The sequence below is a fragment of the Vreelandella boliviensis LC1 genome (assembly GCF_000236035.1).
Lineage (GTDB): Bacteria > Pseudomonadota > Gammaproteobacteria > Pseudomonadales > Halomonadaceae > Vreelandella > Vreelandella boliviensis.
This window is the reverse complement of the sequence record NZ_JH393259.1, coordinates 357025-376056: the sequence shown is the minus strand read 5'-3', so window position 1 is coordinate 376056 and position 19032 is coordinate 357025. Positions and strand designations below refer to the sequence as shown.

At 54.8% G+C, this 19032-nt stretch carries 18 protein-coding genes; 8 read left to right on the top strand and 10 right to left on the bottom strand.

The genetic code is table 11. The annotated features are described in order from the left end of the window. Positions 1-82 precede the first annotated feature (82 nt). Complete coding sequence (locus tag KUC_RS16220) at positions 83-1783, bottom strand: SulP family inorganic anion transporter (RefSeq protein ID WP_040481268.1); 1701 nt, start codon at positions 1781-1783, stop codon at positions 83-85. Between the two features lie 244 nt (positions 1784-2027). On the opposite strand from KUC_RS16220, the gene KUC_RS16215 reads away from it, so the two are divergent. Next, positions 2028-3695: a methyl-accepting chemotaxis protein gene (locus KUC_RS16215; RefSeq protein WP_007114313.1), complete on the top strand. Its 1668-nt coding sequence runs from the start codon at positions 2028-2030 to the stop codon at positions 3693-3695. Here KUC_RS16215 and rarD read toward each other — a convergent pair. Beyond that, positions 3666-4574 (bottom strand): EamA family transporter RarD, encoded by a 909-nt coding sequence (gene rarD / locus KUC_RS16210; RefSeq protein WP_040481266.1) that lies wholly within the window; start codon positions 4572-4574, stop codon positions 3666-3668. The genes KUC_RS16215 and rarD overlap by 30 nt on opposite strands. 72 nt (positions 4575-4646) lie before the next feature. On the opposite strand from rarD, the gene KUC_RS16205 reads away from it, so the two are divergent. Both KUC_RS16205 and KUC_RS16200 read left to right on the top strand, forming a co-directional pair. Continuing rightward, on the top strand, positions 4647-5459 hold the full coding sequence (locus KUC_RS16205) for an amidohydrolase (protein ID WP_040481264.1): 813 nt from the start codon (positions 4647-4649) through the stop codon (positions 5457-5459). 2 nt (positions 5460-5461) lie between these two features. Beyond that, positions 5462-6166, top strand: a complete 705-nt coding sequence (locus KUC_RS16200) for a pseudouridine synthase (protein ID WP_040481406.1) — start codon at positions 5462-5464, stop codon at positions 6164-6166. A 122-nt stretch (positions 6167-6288) separates the two neighbouring features. On the opposite strand, the gene KUC_RS16195 is transcribed toward KUC_RS16200, so the two are convergent. The 6 genes from KUC_RS16195 to gloB form a co-directional block, all read right to left on the bottom strand. After that, positions 6289-7872: an ABC transporter ATP-binding protein gene (locus KUC_RS16195; RefSeq protein WP_007114309.1), complete on the bottom strand. Its 1584-nt coding sequence runs from the start codon at positions 7870-7872 to the stop codon at positions 6289-6291. Beyond that, positions 7865-8941 (bottom strand): ABC transporter permease, encoded by a 1077-nt coding sequence (locus tag KUC_RS16190; protein WP_007114308.1) that lies wholly within the window; start codon positions 8939-8941, stop codon positions 7865-7867. The genes KUC_RS16195 and KUC_RS16190 overlap by 8 nt, the downstream gene beginning before the upstream one ends. A 2-nt stretch (positions 8942-8943) precedes the next feature. Further along, the gene (locus tag KUC_RS16185) at positions 8944-10017 is read right to left on the bottom strand and encodes a microcin C ABC transporter permease YejB (RefSeq protein WP_007114307.1); all 1074 of its coding nucleotides are present in this window, start codon (positions 10015-10017) and stop codon (positions 8944-8946) included. Between the two features lie 76 nt (positions 10018-10093). After that, entirely contained in the window at positions 10094-12043 is a 1950-nt protein-coding gene (locus KUC_RS16180) for an extracellular solute-binding protein (protein WP_007114306.1), read from the bottom strand. A gap of 42 nt (positions 12044-12085) precedes the next feature. After that, the gene (locus KUC_RS16175) at positions 12086-13309 is read right to left on the bottom strand and encodes a transglycosylase SLT domain-containing protein (protein WP_007114305.1); all 1224 of its coding nucleotides are present in this window, start codon (positions 13307-13309) and stop codon (positions 12086-12088) included. Between the two features lie 30 nt (positions 13310-13339). Beyond that, positions 13340-14107 (bottom strand): hydroxyacylglutathione hydrolase, encoded by a 768-nt coding sequence (gene gloB, locus KUC_RS16170; RefSeq protein ID WP_007114304.1) that lies wholly within the window; start codon positions 14105-14107, stop codon positions 13340-13342. A 111-nt stretch (positions 14108-14218) separates the two neighbouring features. Between gloB and KUC_RS16165 the strand changes: the two genes are divergently transcribed. From KUC_RS16165 to nudC, 4 genes are read left to right on the top strand one after another with little or no spacing between them, the layout of a single operon-like run. Further along, positions 14219-15106 (top strand): class I SAM-dependent methyltransferase, encoded by an 888-nt coding sequence (locus tag KUC_RS16165; protein ID WP_007114303.1) that lies wholly within the window; start codon positions 14219-14221, stop codon positions 15104-15106. Beyond that, positions 15099-15569, top strand: a complete 471-nt coding sequence (rnhA, locus tag KUC_RS16160) for a ribonuclease HI (protein WP_040481262.1) — start codon at positions 15099-15101, stop codon at positions 15567-15569. Before KUC_RS16165 ends, rnhA begins: the two co-directional genes overlap by 8 nt. After that, complete coding sequence (gene dnaQ, locus KUC_RS16155; protein WP_040481400.1) at positions 15569-16306, top strand: DNA polymerase III subunit epsilon; 738 nt, start codon at positions 15569-15571, stop codon at positions 16304-16306. Before rnhA ends, dnaQ begins: the two co-directional genes overlap by 1 nt. Next, entirely contained in the window at positions 16299-17084 is a 786-nt protein-coding gene (nudC, locus tag KUC_RS16150; protein WP_040481260.1) for an NAD(+) diphosphatase, read from the top strand. The genes dnaQ and nudC overlap by 8 nt, the downstream gene beginning before the upstream one ends. 25 nt (positions 17085-17109) lie before the next feature. Here the strand turns inward: nudC and KUC_RS16145 are convergent, their stop codons facing one another. Continuing rightward, the gene (locus KUC_RS16145; RefSeq protein ID WP_007114299.1) at positions 17110-17421 is read right to left on the bottom strand and encodes an SCP2 sterol-binding domain-containing protein; all 312 of its coding nucleotides are present in this window, start codon (positions 17419-17421) and stop codon (positions 17110-17112) included. A gap of 197 nt (positions 17422-17618) precedes the next feature. Here KUC_RS16145 and sohB point away from each other — a divergent pair, with 197 nt between their 5' ends. Beyond that, positions 17619-18662, top strand: a complete 1044-nt coding sequence (sohB, locus tag KUC_RS16140) for a protease SohB (RefSeq protein WP_007114298.1) — start codon at positions 17619-17621, stop codon at positions 18660-18662. 28 nt (positions 18663-18690) lie between these two features. Here the strand turns inward: sohB and KUC_RS16135 are convergent, their stop codons facing one another. Continuing rightward, positions 18691-19011, bottom strand: a complete 321-nt coding sequence (locus KUC_RS16135; protein WP_007114297.1) for an ArsR/SmtB family transcription factor — start codon at positions 19009-19011, stop codon at positions 18691-18693. Positions 19012-19032 lie beyond the last annotated feature (21 nt).

Here is a 19032-nt window from a genome sequence, read left to right as displayed (position 1 = left end):
GCGTTAGTTAAAGGCATACAGACAGACTAGCACCGGTTTGATTTTCTCGGCTACCGCCCTACGGCGCGCTACGGCAAGCTGGTTATGAGAATTCACGCCAAGCGGCATAAGTACTTAAAAATACCCGTCCGGTAAGTGCCTCTAAAAAATCACTCTTCTTGAGCTGATCCATCACTGGGCCTTTAACCTCGGATAAATGCAGTTTTACATTGGAGTCTTTTAAGCGGGCGTTGATCGCATCCAGACTCTCGAGCGCCGAGGCATCGATTAGGTTAACCGCCGAGCAAATCAATACAACGTGCTCAAGCTCAGGATGGCTCGCCACTAGGTTATAAATGGTGTCTTCCAAATAGCGGGCATTGGCAAAATAGAGGCTCTCATCGATGCGCAGCAGGGCAACGGTACTGATCGTTTCGACATCGTGGCGGGTGGTGTTTCTAAAGTGCTCGGTACCGGGCACGCGGCCTACCAAGGCGCTATGTGGACGGCTGGTGCGGTATAAAAACAGTGCAATAGACAGGGTCACGCCGCTGATAATGCCAGCCTCAACGCCTTCGCACAGCGTCAGCAGAATTGTTACCGCCATAGCGGCAAAATCGCTGCGGGAGTAGCGCCAGGTTTGGCGCAGCATGGGAAGATCTACCAGCGTTAAGATCGAAACGGTGATTGTCGCGGCCAGGGTCGCAATGGGCAGGTAGTAGAGCCAGCCGGTAAACGACATTGTGACCAGTGCAATGCCCAACGCCGCAAAGGCTCCCGCCGCAGGCGTTTGTGCGCCTGCATCGTAGTTAATAACGGTGCGGGATAAGCCCCCGGTTACCGGCATACCGCTGGAAAAGCCGGCGGCTAAATTGCAGGCGCCCAGGCCCACTAGCTCTTGATTGGGAGAGATGCGCTGGCGCCGCTTAGCGGCCAACATCTGGCCCATGGAGACCGACTCCACAAAGCCGACCAGGCTAATCAGCAGCGCTGGGATTAGCAGAGCTCGCCACAGCGAGTAGTCTCCCCAAGCAAAGCTCAACGCGGGTAACCCACCGGGAATAGAGCCCACTACGTCGACGCCTTTATCGGCCAACTGCCAGTGCCAGGTCAGCAGGGTGGTAATCACTACCGCAAAGACCGGCCCCGCTTTTGCGATCAAGTCCGCCAGGGTGTTTGGCAGGCCCATCTTGTTCAGGGTGGCTTTGCCGTGGCGTCGCATAGCAATCAAAAACAATAGGGTTCCACTGCCGATCAGTAAGGTGGGTAAGTTAAAGGCGACTAAATTGGGCACCAAGGTAATAAGGCGCTCCACCAGGGTAAAACCGCTACTCTCAACCCCCAGCATGCTGCCAAGTTGGCTAGCCGCGATCAAAATTCCCGACGCCGATAAAAAGCCGGAGATAACCGGATGACTTAGAAAATTGCTGAAAAAACCCATTTTCAGCAGCCCCATAACTACCAGCATGCCACCGGAAAGAAGTGACAGGATGAGCGCTGCCTGCAAATAAGTCTCCGTGCCTGTAGCTGCCACGGAGGAGAGTGCGGCGCCGGTCATCAAGGCGATAATCGCCACCGGCCCGACAGCGAGGGTTTTGCTGGTGCCAAACAAGGTATAGACCAGTTGTGGCAGGATGCTGGCGTACAAGCCTACCACCGCGGGTAGCCCTGCTAGCAGCGCATAGGCCAGCGACTGGGGGATGACCATCACCGTGACGATCAAGCCCGCCAAAAGGTCGGCCCCCAGCAGGCGTTTATGGTAGTGGGGGAGCCACGTCAGGATCGGCAAATAGCGCTTTAGCATGGATTCCATAGGGTGTAAGAGTGGCAGAACAGAGAGAGTAAGGGATATTCCCTTTCATTGCAGTGCTTATATTCATTTGCACGACGGTAACTCAATGATGACGAAGAGCTTAATGCTTTGCGTCTTCCCCCAAAGTGCTACTTCTTTCATTAGCATAACAAGCTAAGCTTAGACACAAAGGCGAGTTAAGCCCTCTTATGTAGGGTTTTTGATACTCAATAATGTTAATAAACGAGTACTGCTCATGCGCTTACTGCAATTGTTAGTTCCGGTGCTGTTCTTGGCGCTGTCGATAGGGCTTGCCGTACAAGGCGGTCTATGGAGTTATCTGGCGCTCCTCTTCGCCGCACTAGGTGGTGGTACTGTGCTGCTCAGTGCGCTGGAAGGCGTGTACCGCGCCGACCAACGTCGCCTTGAGCAGCGTCAGCGTGGCTTTAAACCGCTACGTGATTACCGTTCGCTGCGTGCCATGGCCTACCGGTTAATGAACCGCGCAAGCAGCACCGCGATAGCCTCGGCAGAAGTGTCGCACTATGCCGACCTGATGGATCAGCGCCTTTCCAAGCAAGAAACCATGGCCCGTGAGGCTTCATCCAGCATGACGGCCATTAATGCAGCCATTATGCAGGTCAGTGCCAGCGCCAGCCAAGTGGCAGCGCTGGCAGAGAGCGCCCGGGAAGCCAGCCATCACAACCATGCCGAACTGGACGATATTATTCAGGACATGGGCGACGTTGCTGACCGTTCAAATCAAGCGCTGGAAATGCTAACCGCGCTGAACGATAAAATTGAGCGTGTACGCAACGTTACCTCCATGATTGAGGATATCGCCGAACAGACCCATCTGCTGTCCCTCAATGCGTCAATCGAAGCAGCCCGAGCGGGCGAACACGGGCGAGGGTTTGCTGTAGTCGCTGGCGAAGTGCGCAACCTGGCACTCAAGACTTCTACTGCAACCCAAAGCGTCGATGAGCTGGTTAAGGATATGCATCAGAGCGGTCAATCGGTAGTTGCTACTATGAGCCATTTAATGACCCGGATCAGCGAGCGCTCAAAGGGGCTGCAACTGGTCGGCAACAGTCTGGGGACGATGACCCAAGAATTCGATCAGGTGCAGAGCGAAATTACCCGCGTAGCCGATGCGATGGAGAACACTCGCCAGCACAGTCAAACCGTGGCCGACGGCTTGAGCCAGTTGGAAGACGATGTAGATGAAGGTAACCGCAATATGCACGATTTGGCTGAGCAAGCCCGAGCGCTGATGGAGGCTGCGGAAGGCGTAGACGGAGAACTCGCTCAGCAGCATTTAGAAGGGCGCCACCAGCAGGTGTTCCACGCTGCACGATCAACCGCCGATAAGCTGGGCAAGCTGCTGGAGAAAGCGATTACCAGCGGGGAGCTTTCAGAAGCCCGTTTGTTCCAGCCCCACTACGAACAGATTTCGGGTACGCAGCCGCCGCAATATAAAACCGGTTTTGATAGTTTCACCGATAGATATTTGCCTGATCTGCAGGAACCTTTGCTCACTCAGCTAGGCTTAAGTTATGCCATTGCCTGTGACCGTAAAGGCTACGTGCCGACCCATAACAAGGCGGTTAGCCTCGCGCCAACCGGTGACTACGCGCACGATTTGAAATTCTGCCGCAACAAACGCATTTTCGATGACCCAACCGGCAGCCGCTGTGGTGCTCATGAGAAGCCGCTGCTACTGCAAACCTACAAGCGCGATACCGGGGAAATCATGCACGATCTCTCAGTGCCGGTGTATGTGCAGGGTAAGCACTGGGGCGGCTTCCGTGTCGGCTACCAGCCAGAACGGGATACTGCATCGACGCCTATGCTTGAAACAGCCGCGAATGCTGACGCATCACCGCCGCTGGCACTACCTAGCCGCAGCGTAGCGCGGGCGTGACTGCCACGCCGACCAGGAATAGAGCGCGAGCCCGATCCAAATAAGCACAAACGTTGCCAACTGGATAATGCCCAGGGGCTCGCCGAACACGGTTAAGGCAATGAGAAACTGAATGCTTGGGTTGATGTACATCAAAAAGCCCAGGGTTGCCAAACGCAAGCGGCGGGCTGCGCCAGCAAAGGCCATTAGCGGCAGCGCAGTCAAGGCACCGCTGGCGATTAGCAAACTTGTGGTGGAAGTGTTCTGTAAAAAATGGGAAGTGTCGTTCCAGCTTAGCCAAGTGAGAGCAATCAGGGCTAGGGGGAATAGCAGCAGCGTCTCCACAAACAGGCCCGATAAACCGTCCAACGGCACCTGCTTACGAAACAGGCCGTAACTGCCGAAGCTTAACGCCAGCAGTAAACTAATCCAGGGCAGTTCGCCCAGCATGACAAACTGCGTGGCAATGGCAACGCTGGCCAAACCCAAGGCGACCAACTGCAGCTTGGCCATCACTTCCCGCAGTACCATCATACCCAGTGCAACGTTCACTAATGGCGTTAAGAAGTAGCCCAGACTCGCCTGCAATACCTGCTTCGACTCCACCGCATAAATGTAGATACCCCAGTTAAACGCTATTAATAGCGCGCAGGCCAATACGCGGCCTAGCCGCTTGGGTTCGCCCAACGCTGTGACAACGGGCGGCCAGCGGCGTAATAGGGTAATCAAGCCGACCAAAAAAAGACACGCCCAAATGATCCGGTGGATCAATATTTCAAAGGCAGGAACGCCCTCAAACAAGGCGAAAAATAGCGGAAAACAGCCCCACATTGTGTAGGCGGTTAGCCCAAACATGACGCCTTTGACGGCAGCTGGATCGCGTGTTGGAGTAGGAAGCATAGCAGCCTCATTATTTAAAGATGCTAATCTAGCATAAACGTTGCCTTGAGACTGACGAATTGGAGGTGTTAAGTGAGTCAACTTAGGAACACGCTAGTGCAGTGCGATCTGCGCTGGGAAGACCCCCAGGCCAACCACGCCCATCTTGAGCAGTTGCTGGGCGAGTTGGATAGCCGCGATACGGATCTTATTGTATTGCCGGAGATGTTTGCCACGGGCTTTACTATGAACTCCCGTGAAATGGCCCAGCCCATGGCGCAGAGCCAAAGCGTTGCCTGGCTACAGGCCCAGGCGAAGGCACGTAACTGCGTGATGACTGGCAGCGTGGCGATTGAAGAAGAAGGCGAGTTTTATAATCGCTTGATCTGGGCGACACCGGAGGGGGAGTTAACCCACTACGATAAGCGCCATCTATTTCGTATGGCGGGAGAGCACGAGCGCTATGGCATGGGCGGTGAGCGCAAGATCGTCGAGCTGAAGGGTTTCAAGCTACTGCTGAGTGTTTGCTACGATCTGCGTTTTCCGGTCTGGATGCGTCAGCAGCCAGCAGAAGGTCAGCATTTCGAGTATGATGCGCTGCTGTGTATCGCCAACTGGCCAGCACCGCGTCGTCATCCTTGGCGCACGCTCCTGCAGGCCCGCGCGGTAGAGAACTTAAGCTATGTGATTGGCGTTAATCGCGTTGGAGAAGATGCCAAAGGACTTGCCTACAGCGGCGACTCCTTATTGGTCGACTTCAAAGGCGAACCGCTAATCGATCAACCTGCCCATACCCCGTTTATAGAAACGGGCACGCTGGATAAAACTACCCTTGATGCTTTTCGTGAAAAATTTCCTGCCTGGCAAGATGCCGACCACTTTAAGCTGCTGCCAGGAGTGGGTTAATGATGCGCCTTGATCGCTTTTTGAGTGAAACCTCACCGTTAACCCGCAGCCTCGCCAAGCGGGCACTCAAAAATGGCGAAGTGACCCTAAACGGCGAGCCGATCAAACAGTCGGCGACCCAAATCGATACCGATAATGATGTGGTGGTACTCAACGGCGAGCGGCTAGCGCTGGTAGGTGTTCGCTACATTATGCTGCACAAGCCCGTCGACGTTGAATGTAACGCCCGCCGCGGTCTCTACCAAAGAGCAATCGATCTAATTGATCTACCCAAAGCGGATCGGTTACAGCCGGTAGGGCGGTTAGATGTGGATACCACTGGCTTGCTGCTATTAACCGATGATGGTCAGTGGTCTCACCGCGTGACATCTCCGCGCCATCGCTGCGCCAAGGTGTATATCGCCGAGCTAGCCGAGCCGATGGAAGGCGCAGCGGCGGAGTGGGCGATTGGCCAAGTCGCCGATGGCCTGATGCTGGATGGGGAAGAGACGCCAACGCAGCCCGCAACGCTTCGGCTGTTGTCGCCTACCCAGGCAGAGCTCACTATTACCGAAGGTCGCTATCACCAAGTGAAGCGTATGTTTGCCGCCTTGGGTAATCACGTCAACTCACTGCACCGCAGCTCTATCGGTGACTTAGCGTTGGATGCCAATCTGGCGCCCGGCGAGTGGCGAGAATTAACCGCCGGCGAAATCGCGCTTTTCTGAGTCCTTGGTTAAGGTCTCCATTAGCCGCTCCCCATTTTGGGAAGCGGCTTTATTTTACCTGAGTGTTTATACCGTTATCTTATTTCGCACCTTACGAGTATTAAGTTTTGTGGCTAATTCAGTTAGTGTGTCAGATGTGCAGCGGCAATCAGCGCTTGGGTATAAGCATGCTGTGGCGCTGAAAGCACCTCTAGGCAGGGGCCTTGTTCGACCACTTCGCCATCCTTGAGCACCATAATGCGGTGTGCCATGGCGCGCACGACGGCTAGATCGTGGCTAATAAACAAATAACTAAGCTGACGGCGCGCCTGCAGATCGCGCAATAGGGTGACTAGCTGCTTCTGCACGGTACGGTCTAACGCAGAGGTTGGCTCATCCAGCACCAACAATTCTGGTTCTAAGATAATCGCTCTTGCTACGGCGATTCGCTGGCGCTGGCCGCCGGAGAACTCGTGGGGGTAGCGCGCGGCACAGCTCTCGGGCAAGCCTACCTCGTGCAGCGTTTGATTGACCCGCTGGGAAACTTCTTCAGTGGTGAGATGAGGGTAGTGAAAGCGCAGCCCCTCGCTGACGATATCAAACACCGGCATGCGCGGTGAAAGCGCGCCGTAAGGGTCTTGAAACACCATCTGCAAACGGTGACGGTGGCGGCGTAACGCATCGCCGGTTAGGGAGCTTAGTTTATCGTTGCCAAGGGTGATGTCGCCTTGGCTAGTGACCAGCCGCATGACTGCTGACGCAAGCGTGGTTTTACCCGAGCCGGACTCACCCACAATGCCCAGGGTTTCCCCCGGTGCTATTTGGAAATCCGTCGGGTGCACCGCCACAAAAGCGGGCGGCTGGCGCTTAAATAAGCCGGTCTTTGGGCGCTTAAAGCTCACGCTTAACTGGCGAGCCGTCAGTAGCGGCGCTATATGCTCTATAGCTTGGGGCCTACCTTCCGGCTCAGCGGCGAGCAGTGCTTTAGTGTAATCGCTTTGCGGATGCTGAAAGACCTGCTCCACCGGGCCTATTTCCTGAATGCGCCCCTGGTACATAACGCAAATTCGGTCTGCATAACGGCGCACCAGGTTTAAATCGTGGCTGATAAACAGCATGCCCATGCCATGGTGGTCGCGTAGTTCACGAAGCAGGGCGAGAATCTCTTGCTGTACCGTGACGTCCAGCGCGGTGGTGGGCTCATCGGCAATCAGCAGTGAGGGATTGTTAGCAATCGCCATAGCAATCATCACCCGCTGGCGCTGCCCACCCGAGAGCTGGTGGGGCCAGGCACCCAGCAGTTCGTCCGGGCGCGGCAGTTTCACTTGTTCCAGCAGCTCTTTGCTGCGATCCCGGGCCGCGTGACCACGCAGCCCTTGATGCAGCCGGAGTGCTTCACCGATCTGCTTGCCAACCCGATGCAGTGGATTGAGTGAGGTCATCGGCTCTTGGAAGATAAAGCCGACGCGATTGCCGCGCACCGTGTTCCACTGAGTTTCCGTTAAATTGGCCAGATTGGTATCACCCAGCCAGCGTTCGCCTTGAACGGTGGCATTGCAGGGCAGCAGATTTACCATACCCAGCGCTGATACCGATTTTCCGGAGCCAGATTCACCGACAATGGCCAGGGTTTCGCCCGCATTGAGGGTGAGTGAGAGTGACTGCACCACCGGGTTGCCATCAAAGGCAACATCAAGATTTTCAATGCGCAGCAGAGGGTTAGGCATGGTGGGTCTCCTGGGCAGTACCCGCTTGGCGTTGCTGCACGTGACGCGGGTCAAAAGCATCGCGCAAACCTTCGCCGATAAATACCAACAGCGAAAGCATGATCGCCAGGGTCATAAACGCCGTGATGCCTAGCCAAGGGGCGTGCAGATTGTTTTTGCCCTGGGCTGCAAGCTCACCTAGTGAGGGAGCGCCTGGTGGCAGGCCGAAGCCGAGAAAATCCAGAGCGGTCAAGGTGCCAATGGCGCCGGTAAACAGAAACGGAATAAACGTCAGCGTGGCGACCATGGCATTGGGCAGCACGTGGCGCCACATGATCAAGCGTGACGGTAAGCCCATGGCTTTGGCCGCGCGCACGTACTCCAGATTGCGCGCGCGCAGGAACTCAGCGCGCACGATATCCACCAAGCCCAACCATGAAAAAAGCAGCATAATCCCCAGCAACCACCAAAAACCTGGCTGAACAAAGCTGGCCAAGATAATCAGCAGGAACAGCACCGGCAAGCCGGACCAAATTTCGGTGAAACGCTGACCTATCAAATCAACTTTGCCTCCAAAGTAGCCCTGCACGCCGCCCACCACGACACCGACGACTAACGACCCTACGGTGAGTACCAGGGCAAAGGCCACCGAAAGGCGAAAACCATAAATTACCCGTGCCGATACATCCCGGCCCTGGTCATCGGTGCCCAGCCAGTGGCGGCTATCCGGCGGGGCTGGGGATGGGCGGGTCATATTCATATCCAGAGTCTGATATGAAAACGGAATGATAGGCCACAGCGCCCAGCCTTGATCTTTAATCTGTTGCTGAACAAGGGGATCCAGATAGTCCGTTCGGGTAGGCAGGAAGCCGCCAAAATCGGTTTCTGGGTAGTCCACCTGCATGGGAAAATACCACTGGCCGTCGTACTGCATAATAATCGGTTTGTCGTTGGCAATTAGCTCGGCAAACAGGCTAACGATAAATAGTGTGGCAAATAACCAGAGTGACACCCGGGCACGACGATTGGCTTTAAAAGCGGCCAGTCGACGGCGAGTGATAGGCGATAAGCGTGACGATAAAGTGGCCATTATCATGACTCCCGAGTCGAAAAGTCGATACGCGGGTCTACCCACACGTAGGTCAAATCGGAAATCAGCTTGAGGATTAAGCCGATCACGGTATACAGGAAGAGGGTGCCGAATATCACCGGGTAATCCCGCTGCATGACCGCCTCGAAGCCGAGCAGACCCAGCCCATCCAGAGAGAAGATAACTTCGATAAGCAGCGCGCCGGTGAAGAAAATGCCGATCATGGCGGCGGGTAGGCCAGCGATAATAATCAGCATGGCGTTGCGAAACACATGGCCGTAAAGCACGCGCCGCTCGTCGGCGCCTTTGGCGCGGGCGGTAATCACATACTGCTTGTGAATCTCATCGAGAAAGCTGTTTTTGGTCAGCATTGTCAGCGTGGCAAAGCTGCCAATCGAGGCGGCGATGACCGGCAGCGTGATATGCCAGAAGTAGTCTTTGACCTTGCCCCAGGCAGAAAGCTGGTCGAAGTCAGGCGAGGTTAATCCGCGTAGGGGGAATAGATCCCAGTAGGTGCCCCCGGCAAACAGCACGATAAGCAGAATGGCAAACAGAAAACCTGGAATGGCATAGCCGACAATCACTAGCCCGGATGACCATACGTCAAACCGGGAGCCGTGGCGCAGCGCTTTTTTAATGCCTAACGGTATTGAGATTAAATAGACCAGCAGTGTCGTCCAGAGCCCTAACGATATGGAAACCGGCAGCCGCTCGATCATCAGCTCGGTGACTGGGCGATCGCGGAAGAAACTGGTACCGAAATCGAGAGTGAGGTAATCCGCCATCATACCGATAAAGCGCTCGTGGGCGGGTTTGTCAAAACCAAACTGCTGCTCTAGCTGTTCGATAAAACGCGGGTCAATGCCCCGTGCTCCCCGGGAGTCATCGCTAACCTGGACGTCGGCGCCACCCATATCCAAGCGGGTGCTGGCCATGGCGTCGGCGCCTTCAAAACGCGCCAACATCTGATCAATTGGCCCGCCCGGCGCCGCCTGAACAATAATAAAATTGAGTAGCATAATTCCGAAAAGGGTCGGAATCATTAGCAGCAGTCGGCGTAGGGTATAGCGGGCCACAGAGCACTCCGAGGTTTATGACGATGAAACCGTTAAGGATAAGCCGTTGCAATCAGTCATTGTCATCGCGGCCGTGTTAGCGTCCGCGTTGACGGCGCTGCAGTGCTGCTTCACGCTGGGTGTCTACCCACCACGCATCCATATCCATGGCGTACGCTGGGAATGGCTCCGGGTAGCCAAACTTATCCCAAATGGCGATACGGGTCTCCCCAGAGTGGTAGTGGGGAATCACATAGAACCCCCAGCGCAGCACCCGATCCAGCGCGCGGGTGGCGGTATCCAACGCTTCACGGCCATCGGCACTAATGATCGTTTCCACCAGTGCATCGACCGCTGGATGTGCCAGCGCCATTCGGTTACGGCTTTGCGGTGCCACGGCGGCGGCACTGGTCCAGAAGTCACGCTGCTCATTGCCCGGATTGTTCGACTGCGGGAAATGGCTAATCACTATGTCATAGTCGTAATTGCGCTGCCGGTTTAAATATTGATTAATATCAACGATACGCAGTGAGGTCTGCACCCCCAGGCGGGCCATGTTGCGCAGCATGGGCTGCACCACGCGCTCAAGCCCCGAGTCGTAGAGCAGCACTTCCAGGCTTAACGGTCGCCCGGTGTCCTGGTTGACTAGCATGCCGTCTTCAACCTGGTAACCTGCCTCGCGGAGTAGCTCAAGCGCTTTACGCAGCCGTTCGCGTAGCTCGATAGGCTCATCGATAGGCAGCGGCTCGGTAAACAGGCGGTCAGAAGAGCCATGGGAGGCTATCAACTCGTCACGGAAGGGCTCCAGTAACGCAAGCTCTGCCTCCGAAGGCAGTCCGGTGGCTTCCATTTCAGAATTTTGGAAAAAACTCTCGGTGCGCTGGTAAGTGCCGTAAAAAATATTGGTATTCAGCCACGGGAAATCGAAGGTGAGGCTTAATGCTTCTCGCACACGTGGGTCCTGAAACTTCTCTTTACGCAGGTTGAAGACAAATGCCTGCATCATTGAAGGGTTGACGTCCGGCACCGTCAGCCGCTTGACCAAGCCCTCTTCATAGGCAGGGAAATTATAGCCAATCGCCCAGGTGGCGGCGCGGGCATCGGTACGAAAGTCGGTCAGGCCAGCTTTAAACGCTTCCCAGGCAATATCTCGGTCACGGTAGTAGTCGTAAATGATGCGGTCAATATTGTATCGGCCAATATTGACCGGTAAATCTTTCCCCCAGTAATCCTCATCGCGCTGATAAACAATTCGCCGACCAGGGTCTACTTCACTAATACGATAGGGCCCGGAGCCTGGGTGTGCCACTAGGGTGGGCGATGTGAACTCGCGGGGTTCCCAGTAGTGGCGGGGGAGTATGGGAAGTTGGGCAATGATTAACGGCAGTTCGCGGGATTCGTTATCGTTAAAGGTAAAGCGTACCTGATGCTCATTTAGCGCGATGGCTTCTTCCACCCCAGCGTAGTAGCTGGCGTAAAACGGATTGCCCTCTTCGCGGAGCAAGTTAAGCGAGAACACCACATCGTAGGCAGTGACCGGCTCTCCGTCTTGGAAGCGTGCTTCTGGGCGCAGGTCGAACTCGATCCACTCCCTGTCAGGGTCAAGACGCACGCCTTTAGCCAGCAAGCCGTAGAGGCTAAAGGGCTCATTGGGGTTGCTGGCCATCAGGGTGTCGTAAATTTGTGAAATGCCGGTAACTGGCGTGCCGCGAATAATAAACGGATTAGTCGAGTCAAAGCTGCTCCCCACGGCGGTATGGGTAATGGTGCCGCCTTTGGGGGCGTGAGGATTTACATGCGGGAAGTAGGGAAAGTCGGCTGCTAGCTCGGGGCTATCGTAAAGAGATAGCCCATGAACTGTTTCAACAGGCACCCCGTTGTTAGCGTCAGTATTTAAATCACCCACCACATTGCTGGGGGTGGTGATAGACGAATCATTGTTAGACGTCGTTTCTGAAGCCAGCGTTTCTGAAACCAGAATTGATACGCTAAACAGCAGGCCACTGATGAGTAGAAGCGATTTCGCAAAAAACAAACCATGCGGCATTGGTGACATCCCATGTGAACAAAGCCAACTATTTACCCCGATTTAACGCCCTGAAAGTGTCAACAGTTGGCCTGGTTGTAAAGCGCTGGGGCGTTCAATCGCATTCCAGCGTATGAGGTCTTGCTGGTCAACATTATACTGGGCTGCAATCGCAGAGAGACTATCGCCCCTTTCAACGCGGTGGGTATTGCCACTGCTGTTTTGCGCAAACGCTTGGTTACTATCTTGTGTTTGACTGCCGCCTTGGGCGAGTTGCGCAAGCACCTGTATATCGACTTCTTCAGGTACCAGCAGTGTCTGGCCGCTGCGTGGGTCGATACTGCCATTCAACAGGCCTGGATTTAGCTCGACTAACGCCGTTTGACTAACATCCAAAAGCTGTGAGGCTTCTGAGAGGCTTACCGCATGGGTCAACTGCACTTTTGCAAAGGCCGGCTCAACGTGTATTTCCGGCAAGCTGACACCGTACTGCTCTGGGTCATTAATGATCGTCGCGATTGCTTTTAGCTTGGGTACATACTGCATGGTTTCGTAGGGCAGCGAGAGATCCCAGTACTCGCCGTTTAAACCTTGACCCTGGGCCTGGCGCTGAGCGCGATTAACGGTGCCTGCACCTGCGTTATAAGCGGCTAATGACAGCATCAGATCACCTTCATACCACTGGTCAGCCTGCATTTCCAAGTAGTCCAGCGCCGCTTCGGTGGAGGTCACCACGTCTAATCGACCATCGTAGTTCCCGTTTCTTACCAAGCCCAGTGCATCGCCGGTGCCAGGCATAAACTGCCATAGCCCAGCAGCACCTCGGTGGCTACGCGCACCTGGGTCAAACGAACTCTCTACGAAGGGAATTAATGCGACTTCACCAGGCAGGCCGCGTTCGCTAACTTGCTGGGTGATCCAGGCAAGCCAAGGAGTGGCTCTTTCGGTGATAGTGGCAATGTTTTCGGGGCTTGAACGGTAGTACTCAATCCATTCGTCTACCCGCGCCTGGGCCTCAACGGGCAGTGACTTTTCTTGCCACTGAAAGCTTTTACGCAGCGTTGTCCAGGCGTCCTGGGGTTCCAGCTCCAGCGCCTCCCAAAAATGGATTTGGAACGGCGTGGGGCGTGGTTTTGTAACGTCTACTGACGTGTGTGTTGATCCAGTAGATCGTTCATAGGTTGTAGCAGAGGCTTGTGAGCTTGCCGCAGCGGCTAACATTAGGCCCATTATTACGGTACTGCCCGCGCTCAGCATCAAGCGCTGGCGAATCGTTCGATAGGTCATAGTTGCATTCGTTTGGTTTCGATAGCGTTCTTAAAAACGGTTCTTCCACTCGCGTAGAGTGGTGAACGTAGCGAGATCATCATTATTAACACCCTGGGTACCTGCCGCTTGTCGCACGCTATCAGTGCCCACGCGAAGGTAGGGATTAATTTTCAGCTCGCGTCCTATCGTGCTGGGTAAGGTGGGGCGATCCAATGCCCGCGCCTTTTCACACTCCTGTAAAGCGTGTTTGACGTCTTCGTTTTCAGGATCCGCAGCACGAGCAAACGTTAGGTTTGCTTGAGTGTACTCATGGGCTGCAAAGACCAGTGTATCTTCAGGGAGTTCCGCAAATTTTTTCAGCGCGGTGTGCATTTGCTCCGGTGTACCCTCGAATAATCGACCACAACCCGCACAAAAAAGTGTGTCGCCGCAGAACAGTAGAGCAGGGATACCCGCTGTGAAGTAGCTGATATGATCCAGCGTATGGCCGGGTGTCGCCATGACGTCAAACAAGCGGCCCATAATGCGGACTTCATCGCCGTCGCCCACGGTTTCATCAATGCCTTCAATGTTAGGATTGGCCGGGCCTATAACATGAGGGGAGTAGCGTTTAATCAGCTCCGCTAAACCACCGGTATGATCATGGTGGTGGTGGGTAATCAAAATGCAATTTAGGGTTAGCGACTCACGCTCAAGAAACTCGATTACCGGGGCAGCTTCACCGGGATCCACCACACAAACGCTTTGACTGGTATCTTGTCTTAATAGCCAAATATAGTTGTCGCTAAGGGCGGGGATCGGTGTCACGCTCATCATCGGCGAGATCCTTTAAGTTACGAAAAAAAACGTCAAACATTGCGCTAATTAGCGCTAAAACGGTGCGTAAAAGGCGTTAAAAAGCCGTTACTGTGGAGGGAAGCGCTGTTCATGTCAAATTCGACGACGGCCACAACACTGGCTAAGCGCTTACAAAGTAGCCAGCCTTATTGGCAAACAGAGGCGGGGCGCTCGCTTTGGGAAACCCAGCGTGCCTGCTTAGGACCCGTGGTGGAATCGCGGGTGGGCGGCCATAGCTTGGAAATGAGCATGGGGCCGACAATGATGACCATGTCGGCTATTCCGCATCCCATTCGCTGGTCGCCCACGCGTCAGTTAGCCGAAAACGTTAGCGCCTTAATATGTCCACCGGATCAACTTGCGCTGCCTGATCGCTGTTTGGATGTGGTGGTCATTCACCACTGGCTTGAGCACTTAACCGATGCCCATTTCGCTCTTCAGGAGGCCGCGCGGGTAACCGCCGATAACGGCATTATGGTGCTGTTTGGCTTTAACCCCATTGGCGTGAGTGGCCTTGCCCGGCAGTGGCGAAAGCGCCGACAGAAATTTCCCTGGAGCGGTACTTGGCGCTCCGCTAGCCGTCTGCGCGACTGGTTGGCGTTTGTCGACTTTGAGGTGGAGCGGGTAGACTATTGCTGTTTTCGGGGACGGATGAACGCCAAGTGCGGAGAGTATTGGGAGTCGTTTGGGCGGCGTCATAACCTGCCGCTGGGCGAAAGTTATATGATTCAAGCGCGCCGACAGCAGCGCCAAGCACCGGTTCAGCGCTTGAGGTTTGGCTTGGAGGCGCCAGCTTCTCCGGCGTCTTTGGGTGTTACCCGTTCTGGCTCATCCGCCCACTACCAAACTTATCAAGCGAATCCCGCTAGAACATCTCAAGCCAAAACACGGCAAGCGGGTATGCACGAAGCTGATTCAAATAAAGCTGATTTACAGAAGCCTGTTTTACATAAACCGGGGGATCAAAAGATTGACTAAAGAGGCGGCGGGAGATCTACCTCGGGTAACGGTGTATACCGATGGGGCTTGTAGGGGCAACCCAGGGCCCGGCGGATGGGGTGTCGTGCTGGCGAGTGGCGAGCATGAGAAAACCTTGAAAGGCTATGAAGCGGATACGACTAATAATCGCATGGAGTTAATGGCCGCGATTATGGCGCTACGCACTCTCAATACCCCTTGTGAAGTGGCGCTTTGGACTGACTCCCAATATGTTCGCCAGGGGATTACCCGGTGGATTCATAATTGGATCAAGCGCGGCTGGAAAACCGCTGCCAAGCAGCCGGTCAAAAATGCCGAGCTATGGAAGACTCTGCACGAAGAGACTCAGCGCCACCAAGTCGAGTGGCACTGGGTAAAAGGGCACAGCGGCCATCCAGGCAACGAGCGTGCCGATTCGCTGGCCAATGAAGCGATTGATGAGCACCAAAAGAGGAGAGCATGATGCGTCAGGTGATCTTAGATACTGAAACCACGGGTATCGACCCCAAAGATGGCCATCGCCTAGTCGAAATTGGTGCTATTGAGATGGTCAATCGACGCTTCACTGGCCGCACTTATCATCAATACATCAACCCAGAGCGACATATCGACGCAGAGGTAGTCGCCGTTCACGGGATTGATAACGCCAAAGTCGCCAACGAGCCGGTATTCGCGAAAATAGCCGATGAGTTTTGGGCATTCATCGAAGGCGCAGAGTTGGTGATTCATAACGCCCCCTTCGATGTGGGCTTTATCGACCACGAGCTGGGCATGTTGAATCGGCAGCGCAAATCCCCTGTGCTGGGGCCGGTGAGCGATCATTGCGGCGTATTAGATACGCTGACCATGGCGCGAAAGATGCACCCAGGCCAGCGCAACAGTCTTGACGCATTGTGCAAACGCTACGATATCGACAATGGTCACCGGGTACTGCACGGCGCACTGTTAGATTCGGAAATCCTCGCTGAGGTCTATCTAGCGATGACCGGTGGACAGACCGCGCTGACCCTGGACGCGGCCTCCGCAGCGGAACAGGAGCAGGCGGATACCTCTAATGAAGGGATGTCGATTCAGCGGCTTTCTTTAACGCCTGGACAATTGCGCGTGGTGCGTCCAAGCGAGACAGAGCAAGCGGCGCATAAGGCCAAATGCGAGGCGCATCAGTTGAACTGGTTTGAGGGTGCGGCCAGCGATGCTTAGGCGAGAAATTCCTCATCATGAACAAGCCGGTCGAGTTATTCGGCTATCGCGGAGCCTATTGGCGCCCGCACCGTTAAACGGTAGCGAAGAGCTAACCCCGCTGCAGCCTTACCAGCCCTGGACAGAACAGATGCAGCCGTTGTGTTACTGGGATGATGAGCCGGTGGCGCTGCTGGTTGAACCCCAGGCTGGAAGCGGTTGGATTGATGGTCGCCAATGGATGAGCGAGCTTTCCACCGCTTGGTTTAGCCTGCTCTCTACGGCACTGCAGGTAGGTGCCTGGCTGGAAAATCACCGCTTCTGCGGTCGTTGTGGCGCACCGGCTACCAAGCTTAGCGCGGAATTTGCGATGCACTGCCACGCCTGCGGTCATCGCAACTATCCACGTATTTCCCCGTGCATCATTACCCTGGTGACCAGTGGAGAGGCGATGCTGCTAGCCCGCAGTCCGCGCTTTCCGCCGGGACGTTACTCCACATTGGCTGGTTTTATCGAGCCGGGGGAGTCTGCAGAAGAGGCAGTGCATCGCGAGGTATTTGAGGAAGTGGGGGTGCATATTGATCAACTGCGGTATCACCAAAGTCAGGCGTGGCCATTCCCGCACTCGCTGATGTTTGGTTACTTCGCCGAAGCCACCACCCGGCGCATTCGCATTGATGGGGTGGAGATTAGCGATGCTGCGTGGTTTTCTCCCCGTCAGTTGCCCTCTCTGCCGCCGCCTTACTCGATATCCCGCGAACTGATCGAAACCCATTTGGCACGCTGGCGCGAAGAGTAAGCGGCGCCGCGTGCCGATAGGACGATTACTCGCTAGGGAATAAGCTAGTCAGCTTAGTGGCCAGCATTACATTCCCGGTCGCTTTTAGCTTGCCGGTCATAAACGCCGTCATACCATTGATTTCACCGCTCATAATGCCTTTTAGTGTGTCAGTGGTAAGGCTCAAGCTGACAGATGGATCGTCGTGTTCACCCTCTTGCACGTCCAGCGTGCCATCTTGGATAGTTAAGTAGTAGCTGCCAGCATCCGTAAAGTGAAACTGGAAAACTTCATCCATCCCCTTTGCTGCTTCCGGATTAAAACGCGCTTTAAGCTTCTCAAGGGTATTGTTTGACATAACATATCTCTCAATTAAGTTGATGGACATTAAATAGTTCAGGCCAAGACTAGCGACCGTAACCAAAAGAAACAATTGTAAAGGCATGCGAGGTTATTTCATACGGGTGTTCTAATCAAGCGCTGGACTCACACTTCGCAAACGCATATACCAACGCACGAGTCATAAAGGAATCAAGCCTCTAATGGAGAACGTCAATGAATGAATGGGTAGCGGAAATAGGCACCTTTATTGTGCAAACCACCGTCGTGATGGCGCTGATAGGCATTGGCTTGCTGCTGATAGCGCGAACCAAGCAGGACAAAGAGAGTGACCTGAAACTCAATATCGAGCCTCTCAACGATCAGCGGCGCCGGCGTGTCCGGCGTTTGCGCCTGGCAGCCACGCTTCCTGGCGCGCGCAAAAAACTGCTGAAACTATTTCGCAGCGAAGATAAAAAGCGTCAGAAGGCAAATAAGACGGAGCAAGACGCCGCTCCAGGGCCGCGGGTTTGGGTGCTCGACTTCCACGGCGATCTGAAAGCCTCGCAAACCGAGCATTTTGCTCAAGAGGTGTCGGCCATCATTGGTGTTGCCGCTAAGGAAGACGAGGTAGTGGTGCGCCTTGAATCGGCGGGAGGCCTGGTGCATGCCTATGGGTTGGCAGCGGCACAGTTAGACCGGCTGCGCACGGCGGGGCTAACCACGACCGTGTGCATCGACAAAGTGGCGGCGAGCGGTGGTTACCTGATGGCCTGCACCGCACAGCACATCAAGGCCGCGCCCTTTGCAGTGATTGGCTCCATCGGCGTGGTGGCGCAAGTTCCCAATATTCACCGGTTGCTTAAACGCCACGATATTGACGTCGAACTGCTTACCGCCGGTAAGTACAAGCGCACCCTGACCGTGCTGGGTGAAAATACCGAAGAGGGGAAAGCAAAGTTCTTGGAGGACTTAGAGAATACGCACCGCTTGTTTAAAAGCTATGTGGCAGAACGGCGCCCCGCCATGGATATCGACACCCTCGCCACTGGCGAGATTTGGTACGGCAGCGAAGCATTACCCCAACAGCTTGTCGACAGCGTAGGTACCAGCGAAGCCTATTTGGTTAAACGCATGACCGAGGCGCAAGTATTCACAGTGAAGCTGGAAGCACCTAAAACCTTTAGCCGTAAACTGGGGTTAGCCGTGTCGGAAGGGGTCGAAAAAGCCGCGCTTAAAGCGCTTGGCGTAATCGATGCCGCTGGGTGGCAGCGGCGCTGAGTTTTACACTGGGTCGCTAGTGGTCAATTTATGCGGCGTAATGTTGTGCCAAGGTATCGATCACTGCCTTGGCACTTTCACTGCTTAAAGAATAATAGATCGTTTGTGACTCCCGCCGTGTATCAACAAGCTCATCACGCCGCAAAATGGCAAGATGCTGAGAAAGTGCCGACTGACTTAACGCGAGTTGTTGATTAATTTGCGTTACTGACAGCTCTTTCTCGGCAAGAAGGCAGAGTATTTGCAGCCGTTTCTCGTTGGCCAGCGCTTTGAGCAGGTTAGTTCCTGCCTCAATAGCGCGACAGTTATGTTCAAGCAGGCGTGTAGCGGCGCTTGTAGAAGCAGACATAATGTTCTCCTTGCCTACACT